Origin of the sequence: Serratia sp. CY27727, assembly GCF_052169275.1 — a bacterium.
Taxonomy (GTDB): domain Bacteria; phylum Pseudomonadota; class Gammaproteobacteria; order Enterobacterales; family Enterobacteriaceae; genus Serratia; species Serratia sarumanii.
In genome coordinates, this window is the sequence record NZ_JBJNLB010000001.1 from 143,214 (window position 1) to 169,902 (window position 26,689).

A 26,689-nucleotide genomic window follows, 5' to 3' on the forward strand; every position below is an offset into this window, starting at 1 on the left:
CAATTGATTGTTTTGTCGTATAAATTTAGAACTGACGAACAATAATTCAAAAGTATGGGAACGGGGATGAATCAACAGACTCTCGACGCGCGCCGCTCGCGTCAGGCGTTGCTGGCCGGCTCGGTCGGCAACTTTATCGAATGGTATGAGTTCGGGGTGTACGGGTTCCTGGCCACCGTCATCGCCGCCAATTTTTTCACGCTGCAGGGTGAAAATGAAATCACCAGCCTGATCCTCACCTACGCCGCCTTCGCGCTGGCGTTTTTCTGTCGGCCGATCGGCGCGGTGATATTCGGCCGCATCGGCGATCGCATCGGCCGTCGACCAACGCTGATTGCGGTTCTGCTGTTGATGACGCTGGCCACCGCGCTGATCGGCGTTATGCCGACCTATGCCTCGATCGGCGTCGCCGCCCCGCTGCTGCTGACGCTGCTGCGCATGTTTCAGGGGCTGTTCGCCGGCGGCGAATTCGGCGGCGCCGTGTCGCTGATGACCGAGTTCGCCCCGAAGGGCAAGCGTGGGCTGTTCGGCGCCTGGCAGTCGCTGACCGTCGCGCTCGGCCTGCTGGCCGGGGCCGGGCTGGTGGCGCTGTTGGCCGCGCTGCTCAGCGTGCAGCAGCTGCATGACTGGGGCTGGCGCATTCCGTTCCTGCTGGCGCTGCCGCTGGGCGCCGTGGCGCTGTGGCTGCGGCTAAAGCTCGAGGAAACGCCCACGTTCACCCAGGCGCAGCAACATGCGGAACACGCCGCCGCGCCGCCGGAAGCGAAGCTGGGCGGCGTGGTGAAAACCATTCTGATCGGCATCGGCCGCATGATGGGCTGGTCGGCCGCCGGCTATACCTTCCTGGTGGTGATGCCTTCCTATTTGCAAACCTCATTGCACGCCACCTTCCAGCAGGCGCTGGTGGCGACGGTGCTGGCCAACGTCGGCTTCGCCCTGACCATTCTGCCGGCGGGCATTGTCAGCGACAAACTGGGGCGTAAAACGGTGATGCTGACGGCGGTGGCAGCGGTGATCCTGTTCACCTTCCCGCTGCTGCACCTGTTGCAGGATGCGCAGAGTTCACTGTGGGCCAAAGGGCTGGCGGTCATGATCGCCGGCGCCGTGGTCGGCCTGCTGGCCGGCCCCGGCCCGGCGATGCTGGCGGAGATGTTCCCGACCCGGGTGCGCTATACCGGCTTGGGGCTGGCTTACTCGCTGTCCAATGCGGTGTTTTCCGGTTCGGCCGGGCTGATTATCACCGGCCTGATCAAACAGACCGGTAATATCGACATTCCCGCCTACTACGTGGTCGCCACCTCGGTGGTCAGCCTGTTTGCGCTGATGACGCTGCGCCGCGACGACCATCTGCGCTCGCTGAACGAACGTTAATCCTCCGGGGGCGCATCGCCCCCTTGCCAACCCGTGACCTCGATCACAAGGCATAAATGTTAACGTTAACTTTTGTGATTAACATCGCATGCGTGATATCTGCTGGCTTCATCCCTTTGCGAGTTAACGTTAACAATAGAGCTAACTTCACTCACCGGGGCCCTACCCATGAACCGCGAAACTAAAAAATATTACGTGCTGCTCAGCGGCCTGCTGTTCTTCTTTTTCTTCACCTGGTCTGCCAGTTTTTCGCTGATCTCGCTGTGGCTGAATCAGAAGATCGGCCTGAAAGGCGCCGAGACCGGCCTGATCTTCTCCGCTATCTCGTTGGTGGCGCTGTGCGCCCAGCCGCTGTACGGGTTTATTCAGGACAAACTTGGGCTGCGCAAGCACCTGCTGCAGTTTCTCGGCGTGATGCTGCTGCTGACCGGCCCGTTCTTTATCTACGTTTACGCCCCGCTGCTGGCCAGCAGCCTGCCGCTCGGCGCGCTGGTCGGCGGGGTATTTATCGGCGCCACCTTCTTCGCCGGCATCGGCGCGCTGGAATCTTATACCGAGCGAGTCAGCCGCATCAGCGGTTTCGAATTCGGCCGCGCCCGCATGTGGGGATCGCTCGGCTGGGCCAGCGCCACCTTTTTGGCCGGTTTTATCTTCAATATCGATCCGAACATCAATTTCTGGCTGGCCTCCGCCGCCGCCGTGGTATTCCTGTTGCTGCTCAGCCAGGTGCGCGAGCTGAAGCCGAACGCCATGGCCGGCCTGGCGTTCGGCAAACCGGAAAATCTGCGGCTGCAGGATGCGCTGGCGCTGCTGCGTATGCCGGGCTTCTGGGCGCTGGTGGTGTTTGTGCTCGGTATCAGCGTGTACAACGTTTTCGATCAGCAATTTTCGGTCTACTTCGCTTCGCAGTTCGCTTCTCGCGAACAGGGCAACGAAATGTACGGCTTCCTCAACTCGCTGCAGGTCTTCCTCGAAGCCGGCGGCATGTTCCTGGCGCCGCTGCTGGTGAACCGCATCGGCGCCAAACAGGGGTTGTTACTGGCCGGTGGCGTGATGGCGCTGCGCATGTTCGGCTCAGGCTTGGTCAGCGGCGCATTGATGATCTCCGCCATGAAACTGCTGCACGCCGTAGAGTTGCCGATCCTGCTGATCGCTATCTTTAAATACATCGCCAGCCGCTTCGACAGTCGCCTCTCCTCAACGCTTTACCTGGTGGGCTTTCAGTTCATCACCCAGGTGATGGCCAGCTTCCTGTCGCCGCTGGCGGGCTACGGTTATGACCGCATCGGCTTTGCCGACACCTATCTGCTGATGGGGTGCGCGGTCGCCGCCACGACGCTTGTCTCCTGTTTCCTGCTGCGCGGCGAACGTTCCGCCAGCGCAACCCCCTTTCAATCCGCCATTAAATCAAGCGAGTCTATCCAATGAACACTGCCTTAGCTCAAGCCGACCATGCGGTCGAGGCCCTGCGCGCAGAGCGCCGAGACGAATACTACCCGCAGTTCCATCTCGTGCCGCCCGCCGGCTGGATCAACGATCCCAACGGCCTGATCTGTATTGACGGCGTCTATCATGCCTTCTTCCAGCATCACCCCTACAGCGAACACTGGGGGCCCATGCACTGGGGGCACGCGACCAGCCGCGATCTGATCCGCTGGCAGCACCAGCCCATCGCCCTGGCGCCCGATGCGCCCTATGACAAAGACGGTTGTTTTTCCGGCTGCGCCGTGGATGACAACGGCGTGCTGACGCTGATTTACACCGGCCACGTGTGGCTGGGCGAGCCCGGCGACGACAGCCAGGTGCGGGAAGTGCAATGTCTGGCCACCAGCGAAGATGGCATACGCTTCGTTAAACATGGGCCGGTGCTGGCCCCGCCGGACGGCATTCAGCATTTCCGCGATCCGAAAGTCTGGCGCGAGAACGGCGAATGGTGGCTGGTGGTCGGCGCCAAAGAAAACGGTCTCGGCCAGGTGCGCCTGTACCGTTCTGCAGATCTGCGCGCCTGGCGCTTCGATCGGGTGCTGGCCGGCGCGCTGGCGGCGCATCAAGGGTATATGTGGGAATGCCCGGATTTCTTCCCGCTGGGGGAACAGCACCTGTTGCTATTTTCGCCGCAGGGGCTGGCGGCGCAGGGCTACCGCTACCGCAATCGCTTCCAGAGCGGTTATCTGCTCGGCCACTGGCGGCCGGACAGCGACTTCAGGGTGACGCAGCCCTTCTGCGAGCTGGATGCCGGGCACGATTTCTATGCGCCGCAGACCTTCACCGCCGCCGACGGCCGTCGGCTGCTGTTTGCCTGGATGGATATGTGGGAATCCCCAATGCCCAGCAAAGCGCACCGTTGGGCGGGCGCCCTCACCCTACCGCGTGAGCTGACGCTGGCCGCCGACGGCAGCGTCCGCATGAACCCGGCGCGTGAACTGGCGGCGCTGCGCCGAGAATCGCACACCTTTTTGGCACAGACGCTGACCAATCAACATCTGCCGCTGGCGGACGACGTGCAGGAACTCACCCTGACGTTGAGACCGGCCGACAACGACGCCGAGCGTTACGGGCTGGCCATCGGGAATGGGGCGCGGCTGTTCGTCGACAATCAGGCGCACCGACTGGTGCTGGAACGTTTTCATGACAACCCCGCCCTGTGCACCTGCCGCAGCGTGCCGCTGCCGGAAGGTGACACCCTGTCACTACAGATCTTCATTGACCGCTCATCGCTGGAGATCTTCGTCAATCAGGGCCAGGCCTGCCTGACCAGCCGCATCTATCCGACGGCGGGCGAGCGCCACCTCAGCCTGTTCGCCGAAGGCGGCCGGGCACAGTTTGAGCCCATCACGGGATGGCGGCTGGCAAGCATCTGGGGATAATGGGAATGAGCACCGGGCGCGCAGCGACGCACCCGGTGCGCTTATAGCGAACCCCGCTCCAACAGCGGGCAAGGCACTTTCACCGTCTCACGCTGCTCCCGCTGCTCAATCACATGCAGCGCCGCAAGGCGGCCCAGCTCGTAATGCGGCAGCTGCACCGTCGTCAATGCCGGCAGGAACAGCTCGCCGGTGCCGACCATATTGTCGTAACCCAGCACCGCCACCTGTTGCGGTATCCGCCATCCTTGCGCCAGCAATACCTGATACACCAGAAAGGCTATCCGATCGTTTCCGCACACCACGACGTCGCAATCGCGCCGCCCGGGAGAGAAATGCCGCTCCAGCAGCGCGACGCAGTCGCGATAGCTTTGATCGCCGCCGCTCAGATCGAGATGATACTGCCGCAGCTGTTCAACATCGCACCCCGCTTCGCGCCAGGCGCGTTCCAGACCGCGGCGGCGCAGGCCCGCCGCCAGCGTATCTGCCGGTAAATGAATGCACAGTGGCGCGCGATAGCCTTTGGCGAGCAGCGTGCGCGTGGCGTCATACTGCCCTTGCTCGTCATCAGGAATGTAGCTGGCGATCGAATGCGCCGGGCTGACGCAGTTGGCCAGCACCAGCTTTTTGTCCAGCAGTTTGGCCGGCAATGTCACCTCGCGCAGCCCCATCGTGGTGAAGATCACCCCATCCGGACGATGCGCCAGCAGCAGATCGACGGTCTGTTCGGCGTTGTCGTCGGCAAACAGGTTGACGACGAAGCTGTTCCAGCCGCGTTCACGCGCGGTTTTCTCGATCGACAGGATCATTTCCACCGAGAACGGCGTCGTGGCGGTGTCCAGCGCCAGTACGCCGAGCGTCTGCACGCGATTTCCGTCACCGCGAATACGCCGCGCCGACAGATCCGGCACGTAGTCCAACTGGTCGATAGCCTGTTTGACGCGGCGGTAGGTTTCCGGCCGCAGCTTGCCGGGTTCATTGATGGCGCGGGACACCGTCATCAACGAGACTCCGGCAAGTTTTGCGACGTCTTTCAGCGAAGCCATGCGCCCTTCTTTATGATTAATGGGGAAAAGTGAATAATCCCATAACCGGGCGCAGGACTCTACTCTGCGTTAGCAGGCTGTGATGTTCGCCCACAGAAGAGCGCCGTCGGCCGTCAGCGGCGCCACTTCACCGCCCGCCGCCGCCGTCCACCAGACGCCCTCGCGCGCCCGCAGTTCGCCGCCCCCCGGCAGCGACCAGACCCCGTTCAGCACATACAGCACGCCCGCCCGGTTGGGTGGCAAGGCGACGGGCGCCGTGCTGCGCCGCACCTCGGCCGCCTGCCGGCCGCGGCGCGTCATGATGTTGAAATCCTGGCTGGCGCCGCCCAGCAGCGTCGCTTCCAGCGCCACGTCGCCGGAGAACGCGAACGGCTCCCCGACGCGCGCCAATTGATGGTCGATATGCCCGGCGCTGAACAGCCGCACGCCGTCGCCTTCCAGCAGCGTGATCGAACGATCGATGCCCGCAAAGGCGGAAAATGGCCCGTCCTGCGCGATGGTGGCGATGCTGGCGCGCCAGTCAAAATCCTGCGCGCCCGGCGGCCAGCTGATGATTTCACGGGTTTCCCCACCGCCGTTGCGCCACGGGCTGACCGGCAGCGCGGCGAAGTTAAAACGGGTCAGGCTCATTACGCCTCCTGCTGAAAGGTTTTCAGCACCTGCAGGAACTCGGCGCCGCTCTGCTGCTGCAGCGCGTGCCGCCCCTGCTCGATCACCTGCCGGCCGCCGACGAACACGTCGCGAATTTGCTCTTTGCCGCCGGCGAACAGCCAGCGGTTGAGGATCGAGGCGTCCGGCGCCGCCGCCAGATACGGATCGTCGCCGTCCAGCACCAGCCAGTCGGCGCGATAGCCGCTCTGCAACCGGCCGATCGGCGCGCCGCAGGCCTGCGCGCCGCCCTGCAGCGCCTGCGGGTACAGCACATCGCCCACCGCCGACTGTTCCGGCGTCGTCAGACGGTTGCGGCGCTGATCGCGCAGCCGCTGGCCGTATTCGAACCAGCGCAGCTCTTCCACCACGTTGAGCGAAACGTGGCTGTCGGAACCGATGCCCCAGCGCCCCTGCTGCTGCAGGTAAGCGTCGCCGGGGAAGATGCCGTCGCCGAGGTTGGCTTCGGTGGTCAGGCACAGTCCGGCCACCGCGCGGCTGCGCGCCAGCGCTTCCAGCTCATCGCGATCCAGATGGGTGGCGTGTACCAGGCACCAGCGCTGATCGACCGGCAGATGGTCATACAGCCAGGCTACCGGGCGCTGCCCGCTCCACGCCAGGCAGTCGTTCACCTCTTTTTGCTGTTCGGCGATGTGAATATGCACCGGCAAAGTGCGATCCGACGCGGCCAAAATCTGCTGCATCTGGCCCAGCTCCACCGCACGCAGCGAATGGAAGCACAGCCCCTGATTCTGCAACGGACGATCCGCCAACTGGCGGGCAATCACCTGCTGCTGGTGCAGATAGCTTTCGGTATCCTGGATAAAACGTTTCTGCCCCGGCTGCGCCGGCTGCGCGCCGAAACCGGCGTAGCTGTACAGCACCGGCAGCATCGTCATGCCGATGCCGGCCTGATACGCGGCCTCGCTGAGGCGGCCGGTCATCTCACCGCGATCGGCGTAAGGCTTGCCGTCAGCGTCGTGATGCAGATAATGGAATTCGGCCACCTGGGTGTATCCGCCCTTGAGCATTTCGATATACAGTTGACGGGCGACTACCTCCACCTGCTCCGGCGTCAGGCGCTGCACCAGGCGGTACATCAGATCGCGCCAGGTCCAGAAGCTGTCCTGCGGGTTGCCCGCCACTTCCGCCAGCCCGGCCATCGCGCGCTGGAAAGCGTGGGAGTGCAGGTTCGGCATGCCCGGCACCGCGTCGCCGTGCAGCCGGGTGCAGCCTTGCGGCTCAGCGTCGGCGGTAACTTGAGTCAGATAACCTTGCGCATCGACGTCCAGCCGGACGTTATGCGCCCAGCCCTCAGGGAGCAAAGCGCGTGGGGCAAAATAAGCAGGCATGGCAGTATTCCACTGTTGGTGTAACGGCGAATGAGGCGCGGCGATGGCGCGCCTTCGGGAATTTTTGGCGGCCGCCGGCAAGTTTCTGGCGCGACGGCCACTAGTTGTATATACATATACATACGCCGACATCAACAGTAAACTGGTGTTATTATTTTTTTATTTGACGAGGTTAACGTCGTGGCTGAACAACAGACCGTGTTACAACTGGCGGCTGCAATGAGCGATGCCCCCGCCCCGATCTACCAACGGGTCAAACAGGCGATCGTGAATCAAATCCGTGCGGGGCATTGGCAACCGCACCAGCGCGTGCCCTCCGAAAGTGAACTGGTGGCGGAACTGGGCGTCAGCCGCATGACCATCAACCGCGCGCTGCGCGAGCTGACCAGCGAAGGTTTTTTGATTCGCATGCAGGGCGTCGGCACCTTCGTCGCCGAAGCCAAGGCGCATACCGCGCTGCTGGAAGTGCACAACATCGCCGATGAGATCGCCGCGCGCGGTCATCGCCACAGCAGCAAAATCCTCGAGCTGAAGGCCCGTGCGGCCAGCGAGGAAGAAGCGACGGCGCTGGGCATTCAACCCGGCCAACGGCTGTTCTACTCGCAGATCGTGCATTACGAAAACGACGTGCCGGTGCAGGTGGAAGACCGCTGCGTCAACCCGCTGGTGGCGCCGGACTACCTGAAGCAGGATTTCGACCGCGTCACGCCTTACACCTACCTGACGCAGGCCGCGCCGCTGACCGCCGGCGAACACATCGTCGAAGCGGTGATCCCCACCCGGCGCGAGCGCGAGCTGCTGCAGCTGGAGGACCACGAACCCGGCCTGCTGATCCATCGCCGCACCTGGTCCGGCAAAACCGTGGTGACCTCGGCCCGGCTGCTGTACCCCGGCAGCCGTTATCAACTGTTCGGCCGCTTCACCAGCGAAGTCTGATCCCCGGCGGGCGCGCCCTGCGCCCGCATCTCCGCTATCGATCACATCCTGATAACAAAATTTCGCCCGCCCCTTGTGACATCCCGATGAATGCGTTAGGTTGTTTTTAATTGTATATACAACCATGTGGGAGCTGCGGCTCCGGCGGAGGAAAGCAATGACGTCTGAGATTCACTGTGACAGCCTGTGGCACGGCGCCGATATCGTCACCATGCGCGACGGCAAGTATCACACCCTGACCGACGGCGCGATCGCCGTGCGCGACGGCAAGATCGTCTGGATTGGCGAACATGCGGCGCTGCCGTCCGGCCTGATCGCGGACGAAACGGTGAAATTCGACGGCGGCATCATCACCCCCGGTTTTGTTGACTGCCACACGCACCTGGTGTTCGGCGGCAATCGCAGCGGCGAGTTCGAACAGCGGCTGAACGGCGTGAGCTACGCCGAGATCGCCGCGCAGGGCGGCGGCATCATTTCCACGGTGAAAGCCACCCGCGCGGCCGACGAAGCGCTGCTGCTGGAGCAGGCGCTGTTCCGCCTGCGGCCGCTGCTGGCGGAAGGCGTCACCTGCGTGGAGATCAAATCCGGTTACGGCCTCAGCCCGGAAAGCGAACTGAAGATGCTGCGGGTGGCGCGCAAGTTGGGCGCGCTGTTGCCGGTCGAGGTGAAAACCACCTGTCTGGCGGCCCATGCGCTGCCGCCGGAATACGCCAACCGCGCCGACGACTACATCAATCTGGTCTGCGACACCATCATCCCGCAGGCGGCGGCCGCCGGCCTGGCGGATGCGGTTGACGCCTTCTGCGAACATCTGGCGTTCTCGCCGGCGCAGGTGGAGCGGGTCTTCGCCGCCGCCGAAGCCGCCGGTTTGCCGGTCAAGCTGCACGCCGAGCAGCTCTCCGCCCTCGGCGGCAGCACGCTGGCGGCGCGCCATCACGCGCTTTCCGCCGACCATCTCGAATACGCCACCGAACAAGATGCCCGCGCCATGGGCGACGCCGGCACCGTGGCGGTGCTGCTGCCCGGCGCCTATTACCTGCTGCGCGAAACCCAGTGCCCGCCGGTGGAGCTGTTCCGCAAGCACCAGGTGGCGATGGCGATCGCCAGCGACGCCAACCCCGGCACCTCGCCGGCGCTGTCGCTGCGTTTGATGATCAACATGGCCTGCACGCTGTTCCGCCTGACGCCGGAAGAAGCGTTGGCGGGCGTCACCACCCACGCCGCCAAAGCGCTGGGGCTGCAACACAGCCACGGCACGCTGGAAACCGGCAAGGTGGCGGACTTCGTTCACTGGCCGCTGTCGCGGCCGGCGGAACTGGCTTATTGGTTGGGCGGTCAGCTGCCCTGTACGGTGATTTTCCGAGGAGAAGTACGTCAATGACCATTCGCGATCCTTTTAGCTTCCAGACCGGCAGCCTGCCGCTGCTGATCAGCATCCCGCACGCCGGCACGCAACTGACGCCGGCGGTCGAGGCCGGGCTGACCGACGACGCCCGCCCGCTGCCCGATACCGACTGGCACATACCACAGCTGTACGACTTCGCCCGGGCGATGGGCGCCAGCGTGCTGGTCGGCAACTATTCGCGCTTCGTCATCGATCTGAACCGCCCGGCGGACGACAAGCCGCTGTACACCACCGCCACCACCGGTCTGTATCCCGACGTGCTGTTCGACGGCCGCCCAAGCTTCCTGCCGGGCAAAGCGCCGACGGACGCAGAGCGCGCCGGCTATCTGCAGCAAATTTGGCAACCTTATCATCAGCAACTGCAAGACGAACTGGCGCGCCTCAAAGCGCGGCACGGCTATGCGCTGCTGTTCGACGCGCACTCCATCGCCTCGGTGATCCCGCGGCTGTTCGAAGGCAAGTTGCCGGATCTCAACCTCGGCACCAACGGCGGCGAAAGCTGCGCCCAGGCGCTGAGCGATCGGCTGGTCGCCTGCTGCGAGCAGCAACAGCAGTACACCCACGTGCTGAACGGCCGCTTCAAGGGCGGTTACATCACCCGCGCCTACGGCCAGCCACAACAGCAACAGCATGCGATCCAGCTTGAGCTGGCGCAGGTGAACTACATGTCCGAACAGTATCCTTACGCGTTCGAACCGCAGCGCGCCGCCTCGCTCCAGCGCCTGCTCAAGCAGATGATTGAAGGCCTGTTGGACGGCGCCGCCAGACTGAACTGATCCCCTCTGCAGGCGCCGCCGGGCGCCTGTTTCTCCCCCTGCCTTTAACCGCAACGTCAGCCGCGTTCTGCGCGCCATATCAAAGTTTCGCGTGATTCCCCACCGACTGGTCTAAACAGCGCACAAAACAGCGGCCGACGAAAAACGCACTGCGCCACAATCAGCCGAAAAGCCCGCGCTCCTCGTCAGCGCCGGGCGGCGTGTGGCCGAGCTGGCCCGTTTCGAACCATCACTCTGGAGGCCCTATGTCTGTAACACCGTTAAACTGGCGCGCTGCCGGCGCCCTCGCCGAACAATTGCTGGCCGGCTGGCAACGGCGTGGCGAACCCGGCGGCGCCATCACCCTGTTTGACGCCGAACAACTCCGCGCCACCGCCTGCGCCGGCCTGGCCGATCTGGCGCAGAATACCCCCTTCACCGCCGACAGCGTGGTGCGCTACGCCTCAGTGACCAAGCACATCTTTGCCGCGCTGGCGCTGAACGCCACCGGCAGCGCCATTCGGCTGGAGCAACGCCTGGGCGAACTGCTGCCCGCCCTGCAGCCTGCGCTGGCAGACGTCACCGTCGGCCAGGCGCTGGACATGACCGGCGGCCTGCCCGACGTGCGCGAGACGCTCGGCCTGCTCGGCATCTCGCTGCATGCCGTCAGCGAGGCGCAGCCGGTGATGCAGTTTGTCGAGGGGCTGGAAAGATTGAACTACGAAGCCGGCAGCGAGGTCGCCTACAGCAATACCGGCTATCGGCTGCTGGAGGCCGCACTGCGCAGCAAGGGGTATGATTTCGACCAGTTGGTGCAACAGCACATCGCCCGGCCGCTGCAGGTGCAGATGCGGGCGCCGGAAAGCTGGTTCGACGTGGTGCCGGGGTTGGTGCCGGGTTACTGGCGAGCGTCGCAGGGCTGGCAACACGCCAGCGCCGGCCTGCACCTTTCCGCCTCCGGCAGCCTGACCGGCAGCCTCCACGCCCTCACCCGCTGGCTGCAAACGCTGCTGGCCGACGAGGGCCCCGGCCAGGGCGTGCTGGCGCAACTCGGCGCCCCGCGCCGCCTCAATCAGGGCCAGCTCAGCACCTATGGCCTGGGGCTGGCGCAAACCCCGCTGGGCCGCCGCCGCTTGCTCGGCCACGGCGGTTCCCACGCCGGTTACAAAACCTATTTCCTGCTGGCGCCCGATCGCCAGGCCGGCGTCGCGCTGGTGGCCAACCGCGAAGACTGCGACAGTTTCGGTATGGCTTTGCAGGTGATGGCGGCGCTGCTTGGCGAACCGCTGCCGCAGCGCAGCACGGCGACCCCCGACGGCCTTTACGCCACGCCGGCGGAGCCGCACTGGCTGGAGGTCAAAAATGGCAATCTGGCCTATCTGGGCAGCGATGAACCGCTGTATCAGGGCGAAGACGGCTACGCGGTGTCGCTGTCCGCCCATATGCCAATCAAATTGAAGTGGACCGGCGAAGCGGTCGAGGGCGAGGTCGGGCATGTGGCGCGCCGTTTCCTGCCGGTCACGGCCAACGGCGACTGCCTGAAGCATGTGCAGGGGCTGTGGTATCACCCGCACTATCGCACCGCCTTTGAAATTCGCGGCGATCGGGTGCATATCGGCGTCGGCCCGGCGGCGCAGACCGGGACGCTCAGCCCGCTCGGCCAGGGCCGCATGCTGGTGGAGTGCCAGGACGGCCCGTGGTTAAAACGCTTTTGCCTCTATTTCCGCGGTTACAACGTGGATCTCATCGCCAACCGCAGCCGGATGCTGACCTTCCGCCGCAGCACCGTCGGCCGCGACTGACGCTCAGCGTGCGCTGCCGGTTTTGACCGCCAGCAGCGCATCCGCCAGCCGCCGTTTGTCGGCGGCGCTGAGATTCACCTGATCCACGGACGCCATAAACGCCGCCCGATCCGCCTCGCCGAGCGGGCCGGCGCGCAGCCGCTCCGCCAGCCGTTGCAATATCTGGCTGCTCAGCTGTGCGATCTGCGGGCGCACCTGCGCCAACGGCCGCGGCTGCCAGCCGGGTTCCGGGTTCGCCAGCCAGTCGGCGCGATAGCGGTACTGAATCGCCTTGGCGGCGTCCATCTGCGCGGCGATAAAAGGCCGCACCGACGCCGGCTCCAACCCCAAACGCCCCGCCTCCGCCTGCGCGCTGGCCAACACCTTCGCCTCCTGCGCCAGGTCTTCGATCGGCAAATGCCGCTGCGCCTTGTAACCGGCGACGTCCTTCATCAACGACAGCCGTTGGTTCACCAGCTCGCCGATGGCGGCGGCGCCCTCTGCCAACGCGGGAAAACTGGTCAAACAGCAGGCTATCAATAACGCCCTGAACATGGCGCCTCCCTTATGATGCAGTGAAAACGTAAGGCCCAAAGTTCACCACGTCCGCCCCGCGCTGGCAAATAAAAAGGCCCCGCCGCAGCGAGGCCCGATAACGCTCGACAAACCTTAGTCGAAAACGCCGTTGATGACGGAAGCCACAATCGCGGTGCTGAGCGCGACCAGCACCAGATCGTCGCCGGCGATACGCCACTCATAACCCGGGTACTGCGGCAGATCACGCAGCATCGAGTAAGGCACCACTTTTTTGGCGATGCCCGGCGGCAGCGGTTTACCGCGCGCCAGATTCTTGGCGATGCCCGGTGGCAGCGCGCTGTAGCCGGTCAGGCCGTAGTTGCGCGCCAGCGAACGGGCGCGGTCGCGCGAGAGGCTGACGGAAACCAGATTATCGTCGTTTCTATAGCCGCCTTTATCTTTATTGCCTTTGTTGCCGTTGTTGCCGTTGTTGCCGTTGTTGCCGTTGTTGCCATGGTTACCGCTATTACCGTGATTGCCGCTGTTGCCATGGCCATTACCGTTGCCGTTACCATTGCCGCCTTTGTCAGCCAGGGCCGGGGCGGATGACAACCCCAGCGACGCAATCAGCGCCAACACCGTGAGGGTCGTACGACGTTTGTTCATGCTGTGTATTCCTGCGTGGGGGACTCTGTTGACTATAGCGGGTCTTTTCCGGACGAAGTATAAGGAAAACTCCGAGATAACAAGTGCAGTTTGACAGCAGTCGCGCCAATAGCTTGTTTCAACGCAACACGCCTCGAGAATTCCGAAACTTACCTCAGATTTTTCTTGAAGAAAAATAAGCCTTACGCTAGCGTGGGAGGGTAACAAAAAAGAGTTAGCGTGCTCTTTTTCGTCGCACCTCAAATCTTATTCTTATCATCCATAATGATAATAGCGAACACTTCCCGCCTCTCCGTGCGGGATTCTTTTTCCCGCCGCTGTCGCCCCAATCTGGTGCTTTATGTTGAGATTTGGTTGCCAATAATTTACATTCGCTGTCTGAGAAACCTCAACCTCCCGCGGTGGCCAGGCTGGCAACGGGTGGGCGTTCAGGAGCAAAAGACGTGCAAATGACCCTCATGGAATACATCACTCGGCACTTTAACGGCGATCTTCATCGTTACGCGCAGTCGGAAGGCGTCAGCCGTGAACAAATCATTAGTTGGATAAATAATGAATGTCACGTGATCAAAGGCAGGCTGTTTATGCCGGTGAAGCATCTCCCGGTTGAACAAGCCCAGTGATGACAAAAAAACCCCGCCAAGCGGGGTTTTCTGTTTCTGATAACACGGAAAATCAGAAGTTATAGCCGACCACGAGGTAATAACCCCAGCCGGTAGACTTGATTGGGCCCTGCGGGGTGCCGATATCCGCGCCATCCTGCCACTGGCCGCCGTTATGGAAGTAACGCGCTACGAAAGAATAGTGCCAGTGATCGTAGTTCAGCGCCAAAATGTGGCTGGAGGCGATCGAGTTGCTGGTGCGCACCTGTTTGCCGGTGCCGTCAACCCAATGGCTGTCCTTGCCCAGATCGGAACCGAAGTCGAAGTTGGTGAAGCCGATGTAGCTCAGGTTGCCGCCCCACACCTGGGTCAGCGGCACGAAGTATTTCACCTTGAAGCGGTAACCGTCCCAGCTGTTCTCGTTGGCGGCCTGGTAGTTTTCCCACTGGTATTTGGCATAGATGTTCATCGACAGGCTCATCGGCAGGCCGGTGTCGATATCGGTGCCCAGACCCATGTACCATGTGTTCTGACGGCCGTCGGCGTTGTGGCCCAGATCATAGATGTAGTTGTTGGCGAAGTACCACTCTTTGAACGGACCGAAGCTCAGATCGGTGCCGGTCAGCTTGTCGATGGAGAAGCGCGGTTCAATCTCCATAAACAGCGGGGAACCTTTGTCCCAGATGCCGCGATCCGGGGTATTGCCCACGCCGAAGAACTTCGGCACGTCAACGTAACCGTAGAAATCGAACCAGTCTTTCTTGGCGAAGGCTTCGTATTCGAGATACACGTCGTTATTCAGCTGCGGCCCGAAGCGGGTGTGGTAGCTGCCCACCACGTTGACGCTCTGGTGCCACCAGTCGGAGACATATTGACTGTCTTTGCTATCAGCCATTGATGATGCACTGTAAGACGCTGCGAGCAGTACACCTGCTGCGAGAGCTATTTTTTTCATTTTATTACCACATGCTTAAAGGGCCATTTCCTGCCCGTTTAGAAAAGATGACAATGAGTCTGCCGACACCTGGCGTTGTCTTCACACAGAAACTCGGATGACGCGCGCATTATAGAAACCACTGACTGTAAGAATCTGTGATCCAGTTACGCATTTCGCGAATAGGTAATCGATTGCGTTCACATTTGTCAAATTATGTTTCATGCAAATTCACATTCGCTGTGATTTTTGTCATGCACATCGATTTTTAGCGCAGTTTTTGAGCCAAATGTCATCAGGGTGTCACCTGCCCACCATTGAGCCGCGGCAAAGAAAAAGCCGACGTATAAACGTCGGCCTTCATCAAAATCAGTAAAAAATACGTAAAGCGAAATCAGTTCACCGCCGGCACCGCCTTGGCGATGTTTTCCTGGCGGAACGCCACCTCCTCGCCGTTTTTCACCTCCCAGCTAGCGACCGGGATATCGGTCTTGGGCGCCGCCGCGACGACCGAGCCGTAAATCAGCTTGTCGTCGCGGCGCAAAATATAAACGTCGAGCTGATATTCATGCCGCAAATTCGCCGTGGTCAGGCGCACGGTATCGCCGCGCTCGTAGTGATGCACGTCGATTTCGGGTTGTTGAATAAATTGAATGTCGCTTCTCATCGTCGTCGTTCCTTCAGGCAACATGGCTAGTTAAATTCTAGTTCAACATTGCGCCGACGGCGGATAATTTCCGTTAATTTCCACGGGTTGCCCGCCAACAGATCAGCGAGCCGAGAGTGACCATCGCCACGCCCTGCCAGAAATTGACGGTCAGCGAGGTGTGCAACACCAGCGCGGCGAACACCGCCGACAACACCGGGGTAAAATAAGAGACGGTCGCCAGCAGCGTCATGTTGCCGTGCAAAATGCCGACGTTCCAGGCGGCATACCCCGCCCCCATCGCCACCCCGGCGCACAGTAGCGTCACGATCACGCCGGCGCTGAACTGCATGCCGCTTTCCGCGCTGAAGGCATATTTAAGCCACAGCGCCAGCGCGGTCAGCACAATGAACAGCACCACGCCGTTGCTGCCCTGGGCGATCTTCTTGGTCAGGTTGCAATACAGCGCCCAGATCACCGCGCCGCTGAACGCCAGCCCGTAGCTGAGCGGATTGCTGCGCACGTTGGCCAGCATCTGCGCCGGTGACCAGCCGCCCTCGCCGCTCATGATCCAGCCGATGCCGAACAGCGACAGCAGCAGCCCCGGCAGCAGCCACCATTTCGCCTTTTGGCCGTTGAGCGCCAGCGCCATCAGCACGGTGAAACAGGGCCACAGGTAGTTGATCATGCCCACTTCTATCGCCTGCAGGCGGGTATTGGCGTAGCCGAGCGACAGCGACAGGCAGATCTCGTAGCTGACGAACAGCAGGCTGCCGACGATGAGATAAGGCCGCGGAAAGCTGCGCCATTTCGGCACGCCGAGCGCCACCAGCAAAAACACCGCGCTGACGCTGTAGATCATCGCCGCGCCGCCGATCGGCCCCAGCCCTTCGCTGACGCTGCGGATCAGGCCGACGACGCTGCTCCACAACACAATAGCCAACAAACCGAACAGCGTGGCGCGGGTACGCGAGGGCAAAGCGGGCATAAGGCGAGTCCAATGGGTTATTTTTTATCAGGTTTTTCACTCTACTGCCGCACGCGCCAAAAAGAAAGGCGGGAAATTCCCGCCTGTGATTTTATTGCTGCGGCTGCCGCTCGAGCTGCGGCGGCGGCTGGCGAAAACGCCGGGTCAGCCAGGCCAAATAGCCGAAGCCCAGCGTCGCCCAGATCAGCCCCATGGTCAGCGAGCTCTTCTCCAGGTTCAGCCACAGCACCCCCACCGTCAGCGCCCCCACCAGCGGCAGGAACAGGAAGTTGAAGCGATCCTTCCAGCTTTTATTGCGCCCTTCGCGAATGAAGAAGTGGCTGATCACCGACAGGTTGACGAAGGTAAAGGCCACCAGCGCGCCAAAGTTGATCAGCGCCGTGGCGGTCACCAGATCGAACGACAGCGCCGACAGCGCCACCAGCCCGACCATCAGCACGTTGAGCGCCGGCGTGCGCCATTTAGGGTGAATGTAGCCGAAGAATTTCTCCGGGAACACGTTGTCACGCCCCATCACGTACAGCAGGCGCGACACGCTGGCGTGCGACGCCAGACCGGAGGCCAGCGTGTTGATAAAGGTCACGCACAGGAAGATCGACTGGAACAGCTTGCCGCCGACGTACAGCGCGATCTCCGGCAGCGCGGCATCGGGCTGGTGGAAACGCTGAATGGTCGGGAAAAACAGCTGGATGAAGAACGACACGCTGATAAAGATCACCCCGCCATACAGCGCGGTCAGGAAGATGGCGCGCGGGATCACCTTGGCGGCGTCGGGCGTCTCTTCGCACAGCGTGGTGACCGCGTCAAAGCCGAGGAACGAGAAGCACAGGATAGTGGCGCCGGTAATGATCGGCAGCAGGTGCGCATTCTCACTGAGGAACGGCCGCAGGCTCCACACCGTGCCCATCCCCTCGCCGTTGTGCAGGCCGCGCACCACCAGGTAGATGAACACCAGAATGATCGCCACCTGCGCCAGCACGAACAGGGTATTGAAGTTGGCCACCAGATTGACGCTTTTCAGATTGATGGCGGTAATCAGGATAACGAAGCCCACCACCCACACCCAGGGTGGCACTTCCGGGAACAGCGCGGTCAGGTAAATCTTCGCCAGCAGCGTGTTGATCATCGGCAGGAACAGATAATCGAGCAGCGATGACCACCCCACCAGAAAACCGACGTGCGGGTTGATCGCCTTCTGCGCATAGGTGTAGGCGGAGCCGGCGGTAGGAAACTGGCGCACCAGTTTGCCGTAGCTGATGGCGGTGAACAGCACGCCGGCCAGCGCCAGCAGATAGGAGGTCGGCACATGGCCGTCGGTGAGGCCGGAGACGATGCCGAAGGTATCGAACACCGTCATCGGCGTCAGATAGGCCAGGCCCATCATCACCACCTGCCACAGCTTGAGGGATTTACGCAGCTGCGGTTTGCCCGCCGGGCCGCCGTCGGTGGCTTTAATCGTCATGGCATTTCCCCTCTTGGTCCTCTGCTGTCAACCGTGCAACGTCATTCAGAGAGGCCGCGGGGAAACTGCTGTTCAGGCGGCGGGTAAAACGGGTTGAGGTCACTGTCGGGCGGCCGGCGACCGGCCCGTAGGCACTGCGGCACAGGCAAACGTCTGCGCATGGGAATGACTGAGTCATGGTTATTTCCTCGTCGGCGTCCTGTACGCCGTGATAGAAGAAATTCAGTACCGCAGCGCGCAGCCTCACCGGCCACAGGAGAGCCGATGAAATGCGCCGGACGCGCGCGGTAGTCGCAGGGTGAGCGGGATCAGGCGTTTTTCAGCATCCACTCGATTTCGGTTTCGGTGATCAGGCGCTCGAACTGCACCAGCTCATCGGTTTTGCAGGCCAGATAGACGTGGCTGAAACGTTCGCCCAGCAATGCATTGAGCACCGGCTGATGTTCGAACTCGTACAGCGCGTCGCTCTGGCGGATCGGGAACGGCAGCCCGTCCTGCTCCAGCCCGTTGCCGGTCACCGGCTCAGGCAGCGGCAGCGCGGTTTCCAGCCCGTAGACGATGCCGGCCAGAATGGCCGCCATCACCAGATAAGGGTTGGCGTCGGCGCCCGCCACGCGGTACTCCACGCGGTGGTTGTCGCGATCGCCGCAGGGAATGCGCAGCGCCACGGTGCGGTTGTTATGCCCCCAAGAGGCCTGGGTCGGCACATACATGCCGGGCTGGAAGCGGCGGTAGGCGTTGACGTTCGGCGCCAGCAGCGCCATCGAAGACGGCATCAGGGCGATCATGCCCGCCAGCGCCTGTTTCAGCAGCGCCGAATCTTCGCCATCGTCGTCGGCGAACACGTTGTTGCCCTGCGCGTTCAGCATGCTGATGTGCACGTGCATGCCGCTGCCGGCGTGTTCCTCATACGGCTTGGCCATAAAGGTCGCCTGCATGTTGTGGTTCTCGGCCACCATGCGCACCAGCCGCTTCAGCGCCAGCGCGTGATCGCAGGCCTGCAGCACGTCGTCGGTATGGTGCAGGTTGACCTCGAACTGCCCCGGCGACGCCTCCGCCACCGCGCCGTCCGCCGGAATGCCCTGCAAACGCGCCAGTTCGTCGATCTCGCTCAGCACGTCGGCGAAATGGTTGAGGTTATCGACGGAATACACCTGGCTTTGGGTGTTGCGCTCTTGCGTGCCCGGCGCGCACGGCGGCTGCAGATAGCCCTCCGCGTCGCGTTGACGATCGATGAGATAGAACTCCAACTCTACCGCTACCACGGGGGAAAGCCCGCGCTGACGCAAGCGCTGCCACACTCGGTTCAGCACATTGCGCGGTTCAACGTCAAAGGGAGTGCCATCTTCATCCAGCATGGTGAGCAGCACCTGCGCGATATATTGCGGGTCCGCCGCCGACGGCGTCAGCGTGCCCGGCACCGGCACGCACACGTGATCCGGTTCGCCCAGCTCCTGCCCCAACCCGGCCTCTTCTACGACGTTGCCGAGAATATCCATCGCAAATACCGACGCCGGGAAGTAACAGCCCTTCTCAAGTTTGTTCAGGCCGCCGACCGGGATGCGTTTGCCGCGGAAGCTGCCGTTCAGATCGGTCAACAGTACGTCGACATGTTGGGTTAACGGATAACGTTCCAGATACTTCTTCACTTCGCGCTGGAACGCGCTACTTCGTCTCTCTTCACTGTGCTGAACAAAGTTTTCCACTTCTACGATGTTGGTCTGCATGGTTCACCCGCCGTTTGTGTTTTGCTGTCGTCGATGTTTATTGACCGTCTTGTTCAATATAATGCCCACAAATGAAACGTAGATGAAACAAATTTGTTTTGCAAGTGTTACTTTTGGTTTGAATATTGCCCAATCGACTGCTAGATTTATAGAATATTGAACGAAATCGGCGGTGGAGATGCTTATCGTTCATAATTTCGAACGTACCAAGGGGATAGCATGGACAATATATTTAACAGACCAGTCATCGGCGTCGTCATGTGCAGGTATAGGTTAAACGGGCACCTCACACAGACCTTGCAAGAAAAGTACCTGAATGCCGTTATCGCCGCCGGCGGCCTGCCGATCGCCCTGCCGCACGCGCTGGCGGAGCCGGAAATGCTGGCGGAACTGCTGCCGCGACTCGACGGCATTTTGCTGCCGGGCAGCCCCAGTAATGTGCAGCCGCACCTTTATGGTGAAAACGGCGATGAGCCTGACGCCGATCCTGGCCGAGACGCGTTGAGCCTGGCGCTGATCCGCCAGGCGTTCGACAGGCGCATTCCCCTTTTCGCCATTTGCCGCGGCATGCAGGAGATGGTGGTCGCCACCCAAGGCACCCTGCACCGCCGCCTGTACGAACTACCCGAGCTGCTGGAGCATCGTGAAGACCACGACCTGCCGCTGGAACAGCAATACGCCCCCGCCCACGAAGTCATCGTTCAGGAAGGGGGGCTGCTTTCGCAACTGATACCGGATTGCAACAGATTCTGGGTGAACTCGCTGCACGGCCAGGGCGCCAAAACCCTGGGCGCGAGCGTGCGCATCGAGGCGCACGCCGCCGACGGGCTGGTGGAGGCGATCAGCGTGCGCGATCAGCCCTTCGCGCTCGGCGTGCAGTGGCACCCGGAGTGGAACAGCGACGAGTACGCCCTGTCGCGCCTGTTGTTTGATGGTTTCATCACCGCCTGTCGGAACTATCAAAAGGAAAAACGCCCATGAGCGACGTCAGCTTGGCACCGGGAAAACGTCTGTCGCAGATCCGTCAACAATTAGGGTTGTCGCAGCGCCGGGTCGCCGAACTGTCTGGGTTAACCCACAGCGCCATCAGCACTATCGAACAAGATAAGGTCAGCCCGGCCATCAGTACGCTGCAAAAGCTGCTGACGGTATACGGTCTGTCGCTGTCGGCGTTTTTCGCCGAGCCGGAAAAACCGGCGGAGCCGCAGATCGTGATCGGCAGTGACGATCTGATCGAAATCGGCAGCCAGGGCGTTTCGATGAAGCTGATCCACAACGGTGACCCGAACCGCACGCTGGCGATGATGATCGAGACTTACGAACCGGGCACCACCACCGGCGAGCGCATCAAACATCAGGGGGAAGAGATCGGCACGCTGCTGGAGGGCGAAGTGGTGCTGCAGGTCAACGGCCAGAGCTATCACCTGCAGGCCGGGCAGAGCTACGCCATCAATACCGGCATCCCCCACAGTTTCAGCAACACGTCGGCGCGCATTTGCCGGATTATCAGCGCCCATACGCCGACGACATTCTGATCAACGGAGCCAGGCATGAACTTTCACCATTTGCAGTATTGGCAACAACGGGCGCAGACCCTGAAGATTGAGCACCGGCTGTTTATCGACGGCCGCTACCAGCCGGCCGCCGCGGGGAAATTTTTCGCCGTGGAAGATCCCGCCGGGCACCGTGAGCTGGCGCAGGTTGCGCGCGGCGAAGCCGCCGACATCGATCGGGCGGTCAGCGCGGCGCGCGCCGTCTTTGAACGCGGCGACTGGGCGCAGGCCGCCCCGGCGCAGCGCAAAGCCACGCTGCTGCGCTTCGCCGATCTGATGGAGCAGCATCACGAAGAGCTGGCGCTGCTGGAAACGCTGGACACCGGCAAACCGATTCGCCACAGCCTGCGCGACGACGTGCCGGGTGCCATTCGCTGCATTCGCTGGTACGCCGAAGCGATCGATAAGGTCTACGGCGAAATCGCCCCCACCGGCCGCGATGCGCTGGCGCTGATCGAGCGCGAGCCGATCGGCGTAGTCGGCGCCATCGTGCCCTGGAACTTCCCGCTGCTGCTGGCCTGCTGGAAGCTTGGCCCGGCGCTGGCCGCCGGCAACAGCGTGGTACTCAAACCCTCCGAAAAATCGCCGCTCAGCGCCATCCTGCTCGGCAAGCTGGCGCAGCAGGCCGGGCTGCCGGACGGCGTGCTGAACGTGGTGCCCGGCTATGGCCACGACGCCGGCAAGGCGCTGGCGCTGCACCGCGACGTCGACGCCCTCACCTTTACCGGCTCCACGCCGGTGGCGAAGCAGCTGATGATCTACGCCGGCGAATCGAACATGAAACGCGTCTGGCTGGAGGCCGGCGGCAAGAGCGCCAACATCGTCTTCGCCGACTGCCCGGATCTGGATCAGGCCGCCCGCAGCGCTGCCGCCGGCATCTTCTATAATCAGGGGCAGGTGTGCATCGCCGGCACTCGCCTGCTGGTCGAAGCAAGCATTGAGCAAGCGTTCCTGCAGGCGCTGCGCAAACACGCGGCGGCCTTCGCTCCCGGCGATCCGCTCGATCCCGACACGGTGATGGGCACGCTGATCGACAGCGGCCACTGCGAAAAAGTGGCCGGCTATATCGATCGGGGGCTGAGCCAGGGCGCCGCGCTGTTCCTCGACGGGCGCGACCATCCGCAGGGCGACCACGCCGGTTATCTGGGGCCGACCATCCTCACCCAGGTGAACAACGCCATGAGCGTGGCGCGCGATGAAATCTTCGGCCCGGTGCTGGCGGTGACTACCTTCGACGACGAGCAACAGGCGCTGCAGCTGGCCAACGACAGCGACTACGGCCTCGGCGCCGCGGTCTGGACCCGCGATCTGGCTCGTGCGCACCGCATGGCGCGCCAGCTGAAAGCCGGCACGGTATTCGTCAACAACTACAACGACGGCGACATGACCGTGCCGTTCGGCGGCTACAAGCAGAGCGGCAACGGCCGCGACAAATCGCTGCACGCGCTGGACAAGTTCACCGAATTGAAAACTACCTGGATCTCGCTGGAATAAGGGCTTATCTCATGACTGAACACGTAAAAAGCTACTATGCGGCCACGGCCAACGCACATCAGCCCTATCCGCAACTGAACGAATCGATCGAGTGCGACGTCTGCGTGATCGGCGGCGGCTATACCGGCCTCTCCTCCGCGCTGTTTCTGGTGGAAGCCGGCTATAACGTGGTCGTACTGGAAGCGGCGCGCATCGGTTTCGGCGCCAGCGGCCGCAACGGCGGCCAGTTGGTCAACTCCTACAGCCGCGACATCGATGTGATTGAAGAGCGCTACGGCGCGGAAAGCGCCCGCCTGCTCGGCAGCATGATGTTTGAAGGCGCGGAGATCATCCGCAGCCGCATCAGCCGCTACGCCATCGACTGCGACTATCGCCCCGGCGGCATCTTCGCCGCGCTGAACAACAAGCAGTTCCATGCGCTGATCGAGCAAAAACGCAACTGGGAACGTTACGGCAATACCCAGCTCGAGCTGCTCGATGCGGACCGGGTGCGCCAGGAGGTTGCCAGCGATCGCTACGTCGGCGCGCTGCTCGATCACAGCGGCGGCCACATTCATCCGCTCAACCTGGCACTGGGTGAGGCCGAGGCGATTCGCCTGCAGGGCGGGCGCATCTTCGAGCAATCGGCGGTGACGAACATCCGCCACGGCGAACCGGCGCTGATCAGCACCGCCAACGGCCAGGTGAAGGCGCGTTTCGTCATCGTCGCCGGCAACGCCTATCTGGGCGACAAGCTGGAGCCGCGGCTGGCCAAGCGCAGCATGCCGTGCGGCACTCAGGTGGTGGCCACCGAGCCGCTGGCGCCGGAGATCGCGCAGGCGCTGATCCCGCAGAACTACTGCGTGGAAGACTGTAACTACCTGCTGGATTACTACCGCATCACCGCCGATCATCGCCTGCTGTACGGCGGCGGCGTGGTGTACGGCGCGCGTGATCCGGACGACATCGACAACCTGATCCGGCCAAAATTGCTGAAGACCTTCCCGCAGCTGAAAGGGGTGCGTATCGACTATCGCTGGACCGGCAACTTCCTGCTGACGCTGTCGCGCATGCCGCAGTTCGGCCGGCTGGAGAATAACGTCTACTACATGCAGGGCTACAGCGGCCACGGCGTGACCTGCACCCATCTGGCGGGCAAGCTGATCGCCGAGCTGATGCGCGGCGACGCCGAACGCTTCGACGCCTTCGCCAAGCTGCCGCACCTGCCGTTCTTCGGCGGGCGCAATCTGCAAATCCCGTTCACCGCCATCGGCGCGGCCTACTACACGCTGCGCGACCGTATCGGCGTCTAAAACAGCAGGCCCGGTCATCCTGGCCGGGCCTGTGCGTTAACGCTTAAACGATCTTCGGTTGGCCGTCCGAGGCGGTCGCCCCGCCATCGACCGGAATGTTGGCGCCATTGATAAAGCTGGCGTCGTCGCTGGCCAGAAACGCCATCACCGCCGCCACTTCTTCCGGCTCCGCCGCGCGCCCCAGCGCGATGCGCTCATTGAACTTGTCGCGGATTTCCTGCGGCCAACCGTTGGTCATGTTGGTTTTCACCAGGCTCGGGCAGACCGAGTTGATACGCACGCCGTCACCGCCGTGATCCAGCGCCATGGCGCGCGTCAGGTTGACCACCGCGCCTTTCGCCGCGCAGTAATAGGCCGCGCCCCAGTCGCCGCCCAGGCCGGACACCGACGCGGTATTGACGATGCAGCCCTTGGTCTTCAGCAGATGCGGCAAGGCAAATTTGGAGCAGAACACCACGCCGTCGATATCGACCCCGGCGATGCGCCGCCAGTCATCGACGCTGGTTTCCAGCACGCTGCCCGCCACGTGTACGCCGGCGTTGTTCAGCAGAACGTCGATGCGGCCCAGTTTTTCCGCCACCTCGTTCATCATTTTTTCAACCGCGACGTGATCGGACACGTCGATATGCACCGCCATCGCCCGGCCCTTCGGCAGCGAAGCAGCAACCTTGTCTACCGCCTCTTTAGCCCAGTCGGCCAACACCACGATGGCGCCCTCGGCGGAGAACCGCCGCGCCGCCGCTTCCCCCATGCCATTGCCCGCACCGGTGATAACCACGACTTTATTGTCAAAACGCATGAGACCTCCTCCATGTGAACGTATTTATATAAGTCATACAAATCTCATTGCCCCGAGGATAAGACGCCCCTCCCCTGAGCGCCAGTCAAAACGTGCGGTTTATTAACCAAAAGGAGGTATGTCAGTGATTTCAATGCGCTGGGTTAACCTTTATCGGATTTTAGCCAACATATTGATGGATAGAATAAAATCCCGGCCTGTCACTATTTTCCTGGCGGATTGTCAGCCAGCGGGACTATTGCGGATAGGCGGTTATGGACGCTCAGAGATAAGCGATGTGAATGAAAAACGACAGCCGCCCGCAGGCGGCCGCGACTATTTTTTCTCGATGGGGATCACCAGCAGATCGACGTTCAGCTCGTTGATCGCCTGACGCGCCGAAGAGACCAGTCGGCTCCAGACATCGTGATGGTGGCCGAAGATCACCAGATCGAACCCTTTCTCCTTCGCCACCCGGTTCAGTTCCTCCGTCAACGCGCCGCGGCTGACGATCACCTCTTCAACCGGATACGACGACTGCCCTTTGATCGCATTGAGCATATTCTTCACCCGCTCTGAAAAGGTGCGATCGGTGTAGTTATAATCGCCCACGCCCAGATCGACGTAATAACCGGCGCGATGAATGTCGATATAGATCAGGGAAAGTTGGGCATTGAGCGCGGCGGCCAGCCTGGCGCCCTTGCCCAGCAGGAACTCGGCGTCTTCGCTGAGATCCGTGGCGACAACGATATGCCGATAAGCCATGATGGCGGCCCTCCTCGTCAACTCCGTAAACAGGATGGCGCTCCTTGCCGCATGTTTCTCATGCACCTTAAGTTTAGCCTAGCGCCGGTTCGCTCACCTGTCTCGCAATCGTTCCATCTGTGGAACGATGCATCCCGCCTTTGCGGTCTACCGGATTTTTCTCCCCTCCCTACACTGTAGACAAGCGCTGAGTTTCAGCCTTATCAATCAAAGCAGATACCCATTGACCTCACGACAAGAGAAGGAAAAAACCATGAGCACTCCAGCCAACTTCAACGGCCAGCGTCCTGTTATTGATGCCAATGACGCGGTCATGCTCCTGATCGACCATCAGAGCGGCCTGTTCCAGACCGTCGCCGACATGCCGATGACCGAACTGCGCGCCCGCGCCGCCGCCCTGGCCAGCATCGCCACCCTCAGCAAACTGCCGGTGATCACCACTGCTTCAGTGCCGCAGGGCCCGAACGGCCCGCTGATCCCGGAAATCCATCAGAATGCGCCGCACGCGCAATACGTCGCCCGCAAAGGGGAAATCAACGCCTGGGACAACCCGGACTTCGTGGCGGCGGTCAAAGCCACCGGCCGCAAGACTCTGATCATCGCCGGCACCATCACCAGCGTCTGCATGGCCTTCCCGTCCATCAGCGCGGTGGCCGAAGGCTATAAAGTGTTCGCGGTGATCGACGCCTCCGGCACCTACTCGAAAATGGCGCAGGAAATCACCCTGGCGCGCGTGGTGCAGGCCGGCGTGGTGCCGATCGACACCGCCGGCGTGGCCTCGGAGCTGCAGGGCAGCTGGAACCGCGCCGACGCTCAGCAGTGGGCCGAGGTTTACACCAAAATCTTCCCGGCCTATCAACTGCTGATCGAGAGCTACCTCAAAGCGCAGGACGTAGTGAAAAACAACGAACTGCTGGACTCGCAGCGTTAAGATCGCGGGCATAAAAAACCCCGGCCAAGGCCGGGGCTATGAATCGCGTGCCGGTGACTTTCCCGGCTGTCATGTTATGGCGTAAGCGTCCATCCAACACTCCAACATTACGCAGCCTAAGCGCGACTTTTTCACAACAGAAAAATAGACTGAAACGCGGCGTTATTAATTCTGCGG

Annotated in this window: 25 protein-coding genes; 13 read left to right on the forward strand and 12 right to left on the reverse strand. The window is 62.0% G+C overall.

What is annotated here, in order from left to right; all coding sequences use genetic code 11:
- Nucleotides 1-66: 66 nt before the first annotated feature.
- The 3 genes from ACJ8HB_RS00720 (at nt 67) to ACJ8HB_RS00730 (ending at nt 4,238) form a co-directional block, all read left to right on the forward strand.
- Complete coding sequence (locus tag ACJ8HB_RS00720) at nt 67-1,371, forward strand: MFS transporter (RefSeq protein WP_033653892.1); 1,305 nt, start codon at nt 67-69, stop codon at nt 1,369-1,371.
- A gap of 168 nt (nt 1,372-1,539) precedes the next feature.
- Complete coding sequence (locus ACJ8HB_RS00725; protein ID WP_047567880.1) at nt 1,540-2,799, forward strand: MFS transporter; 1,260 nt, start codon at nt 1,540-1,542, stop codon at nt 2,797-2,799.
- Nucleotides 2,796-4,238 carry a glycoside hydrolase family 32 protein gene (locus ACJ8HB_RS00730; protein ID WP_047567882.1) on the forward strand — a complete coding sequence of 481 codons (1,443 nt, stop codon included), beginning with the start codon at nt 2,796-2,798 and terminating at the stop codon, nt 4,236-4,238. The genes ACJ8HB_RS00725 and ACJ8HB_RS00730 overlap by 4 nt, the downstream gene beginning before the upstream one ends.
- Before the next feature lie 41 nt (nt 4,239-4,279).
- Here ACJ8HB_RS00730 and ACJ8HB_RS00735 read toward each other — a convergent pair whose 3' ends face one another.
- The 3 genes from ACJ8HB_RS00735 to ACJ8HB_RS00745 all read right to left on the reverse strand — a co-directional run bounded on the left by ACJ8HB_RS00735 (nt 4,280) and on the right by ACJ8HB_RS00745 (nt 7,281).
- Complete coding sequence (locus ACJ8HB_RS00735) at nt 4,280-5,281, reverse strand: LacI family DNA-binding transcriptional regulator (protein WP_047567883.1); 1,002 nt, start codon at nt 5,279-5,281, stop codon at nt 4,280-4,282.
- Between the two features lie 69 nt (nt 5,282-5,350).
- Nucleotides 5,351-5,911, reverse strand: coding sequence for a HutD/Ves family protein (locus ACJ8HB_RS00740; protein ID WP_047567885.1), 561 nt, complete (start codon nt 5,909-5,911; stop codon nt 5,351-5,353).
- Nucleotides 5,911-7,281 (reverse strand): formimidoylglutamate deiminase, encoded by a 1,371-nt coding sequence (locus ACJ8HB_RS00745; protein WP_047567887.1) that lies wholly within the window; start codon nt 7,279-7,281, stop codon nt 5,911-5,913. The genes ACJ8HB_RS00740 and ACJ8HB_RS00745 overlap by 1 nt, the downstream gene beginning before the upstream one ends.
- Nucleotides 7,282-7,461: 180 nt before the next feature.
- Between ACJ8HB_RS00745 and hutC the strand changes: the two genes are divergently transcribed.
- From hutC to ACJ8HB_RS00765, 4 genes are all read left to right on the forward strand, one after another.
- Nucleotides 7,462-8,217 (forward strand): histidine utilization repressor, encoded by a 756-nt coding sequence (hutC, locus tag ACJ8HB_RS00750; protein WP_033646346.1) that lies wholly within the window; start codon nt 7,462-7,464, stop codon nt 8,215-8,217.
- A 157-nt stretch (nt 8,218-8,374) separates the two neighbouring features.
- Complete coding sequence (hutI, locus tag ACJ8HB_RS00755; RefSeq protein ID WP_047567889.1) at nt 8,375-9,598, forward strand: imidazolonepropionase; 1,224 nt, start codon at nt 8,375-8,377, stop codon at nt 9,596-9,598.
- Nucleotides 9,595-10,398 carry an N-formylglutamate deformylase gene (gene hutG, locus ACJ8HB_RS00760; protein ID WP_047567892.1) on the forward strand — a complete coding sequence of 268 codons (804 nt, stop codon included), beginning with the start codon at nt 9,595-9,597 and terminating at the stop codon, nt 10,396-10,398. Before hutI ends, hutG begins: the two co-directional genes overlap by 4 nt.
- A 245-nt stretch (nt 10,399-10,643) precedes the next feature.
- Nucleotides 10,644-12,179 carry a serine hydrolase domain-containing protein gene (locus ACJ8HB_RS00765; protein ID WP_442520182.1) on the forward strand — a complete coding sequence of 512 codons (1,536 nt, stop codon included), beginning with the start codon at nt 10,644-10,646 and terminating at the stop codon, nt 12,177-12,179.
- Between the two features lie 3 nt (nt 12,180-12,182).
- On the opposite strand, the gene ACJ8HB_RS00770 is transcribed toward ACJ8HB_RS00765, so the two are convergent.
- Together ACJ8HB_RS00770 and ACJ8HB_RS00775 are read right to left on the reverse strand one after the other, a co-directional pair.
- Nucleotides 12,183-12,713 (reverse strand): chorismate mutase, encoded by a 531-nt coding sequence (locus tag ACJ8HB_RS00770; RefSeq protein WP_047567895.1) that lies wholly within the window; start codon nt 12,711-12,713, stop codon nt 12,183-12,185.
- Nucleotides 12,714-12,827: 114 nt separating this feature from the next.
- Nucleotides 12,828-13,340, reverse strand: coding sequence for an anti-virulence regulator CigR family protein (locus ACJ8HB_RS00775; protein WP_047567898.1), 513 nt, complete (start codon nt 13,338-13,340; stop codon nt 12,828-12,830).
- 443 nt (nt 13,341-13,783) lie between these two features.
- On the opposite strand from ACJ8HB_RS00775, the gene ACJ8HB_RS00780 reads away from it, so the two are divergent.
- Nucleotides 13,784-13,963 (forward strand): hypothetical protein, encoded by a 180-nt coding sequence (locus tag ACJ8HB_RS00780; protein ID WP_025160261.1) that lies wholly within the window; start codon nt 13,784-13,786, stop codon nt 13,961-13,963.
- A gap of 52 nt (nt 13,964-14,015) precedes the next feature.
- Here ACJ8HB_RS00780 and ACJ8HB_RS00785 read toward each other — a convergent pair whose 3' ends face one another.
- From ACJ8HB_RS00785 to ACJ8HB_RS00805, 5 genes are all read right to left on the reverse strand, one after another.
- On the reverse strand, nt 14,016-14,897 hold the full coding sequence (locus tag ACJ8HB_RS00785) for a nucleoside-specific channel-forming protein Tsx (protein WP_004941293.1): 882 nt from the start codon (nt 14,895-14,897) through the stop codon (nt 14,016-14,018).
- Nucleotides 14,898-15,270: 373 nt separating this feature from the next.
- Nucleotides 15,271-15,543 (reverse strand): hypothetical protein, encoded by a 273-nt coding sequence (locus ACJ8HB_RS00790; RefSeq protein WP_004941292.1) that lies wholly within the window; start codon nt 15,541-15,543, stop codon nt 15,271-15,273.
- Nucleotides 15,544-15,616: 73 nt separating this feature from the next.
- Nucleotides 15,617-16,510, reverse strand: a complete 894-nt coding sequence (yddG, locus tag ACJ8HB_RS00795; protein ID WP_033653883.1) for an aromatic amino acid DMT transporter YddG — start codon at nt 16,508-16,510, stop codon at nt 15,617-15,619.
- 91 nt (nt 16,511-16,601) lie between these two features.
- Entirely contained in the window at nt 16,602-17,972 is a 1,371-nt protein-coding gene (locus ACJ8HB_RS00800; protein ID WP_033646354.1) for an APC family permease, read from the reverse strand.
- A gap of 308 nt (nt 17,973-18,280) precedes the next feature.
- Complete coding sequence (locus ACJ8HB_RS00805; RefSeq protein WP_033646355.1) at nt 18,281-19,699, reverse strand: glutamine synthetase family protein; 1,419 nt, start codon at nt 19,697-19,699, stop codon at nt 18,281-18,283.
- A 219-nt stretch (nt 19,700-19,918) separates the two neighbouring features.
- Between ACJ8HB_RS00805 and puuD the strand changes: the two genes are divergently transcribed.
- From puuD to ACJ8HB_RS00825, 4 genes are read left to right on the forward strand one after another with little or no spacing between them, the layout of a single operon-like run.
- Nucleotides 19,919-20,680 (forward strand): gamma-glutamyl-gamma-aminobutyrate hydrolase, encoded by a 762-nt coding sequence (puuD, locus tag ACJ8HB_RS00810; protein ID WP_043147308.1) that lies wholly within the window; start codon nt 19,919-19,921, stop codon nt 20,678-20,680.
- Complete coding sequence (gene puuR, locus ACJ8HB_RS00815) at nt 20,677-21,234, forward strand: HTH-type transcriptional regulator PuuR (protein ID WP_047567908.1); 558 nt, start codon at nt 20,677-20,679, stop codon at nt 21,232-21,234. Before puuD ends, puuR begins: the two co-directional genes overlap by 4 nt.
- A 15-nt stretch (nt 21,235-21,249) precedes the next feature.
- Nucleotides 21,250-22,746, forward strand: a complete 1,497-nt coding sequence (puuC, locus tag ACJ8HB_RS00820) for an aldehyde dehydrogenase PuuC (RefSeq protein ID WP_047567909.1) — start codon at nt 21,250-21,252, stop codon at nt 22,744-22,746.
- A gap of 11 nt (nt 22,747-22,757) precedes the next feature.
- Nucleotides 22,758-24,038 carry an NAD(P)/FAD-dependent oxidoreductase gene (locus tag ACJ8HB_RS00825; protein WP_033653879.1) on the forward strand — a complete coding sequence of 427 codons (1,281 nt, stop codon included), beginning with the start codon at nt 22,758-22,760 and terminating at the stop codon, nt 24,036-24,038.
- Nucleotides 24,039-24,081: 43 nt separating this feature from the next.
- Here ACJ8HB_RS00825 and ACJ8HB_RS00830 read toward each other — a convergent pair whose 3' ends face one another.
- Together ACJ8HB_RS00830 and ACJ8HB_RS00835 are read right to left on the reverse strand one after the other, a co-directional pair.
- Nucleotides 24,082-24,837: an SDR family NAD(P)-dependent oxidoreductase gene (locus ACJ8HB_RS00830; protein WP_025302549.1), complete on the reverse strand. Its 756-nt coding sequence runs from the start codon at nt 24,835-24,837 to the stop codon at nt 24,082-24,084.
- 315 nt (nt 24,838-25,152) lie between these two features.
- Entirely contained in the window at nt 25,153-25,581 is a 429-nt protein-coding gene (locus tag ACJ8HB_RS00835; RefSeq protein WP_033638240.1) for a universal stress protein, read from the reverse strand.
- Between the two features lie 253 nt (nt 25,582-25,834).
- On the opposite strand from ACJ8HB_RS00835, the gene ACJ8HB_RS00840 reads away from it, so the two are divergent.
- Nucleotides 25,835-26,512, forward strand: coding sequence for an isochorismatase family protein (locus ACJ8HB_RS00840; RefSeq protein WP_016928046.1), 678 nt, complete (start codon nt 25,835-25,837; stop codon nt 26,510-26,512).
- Nucleotides 26,513-26,689 lie beyond the last annotated feature (177 nt).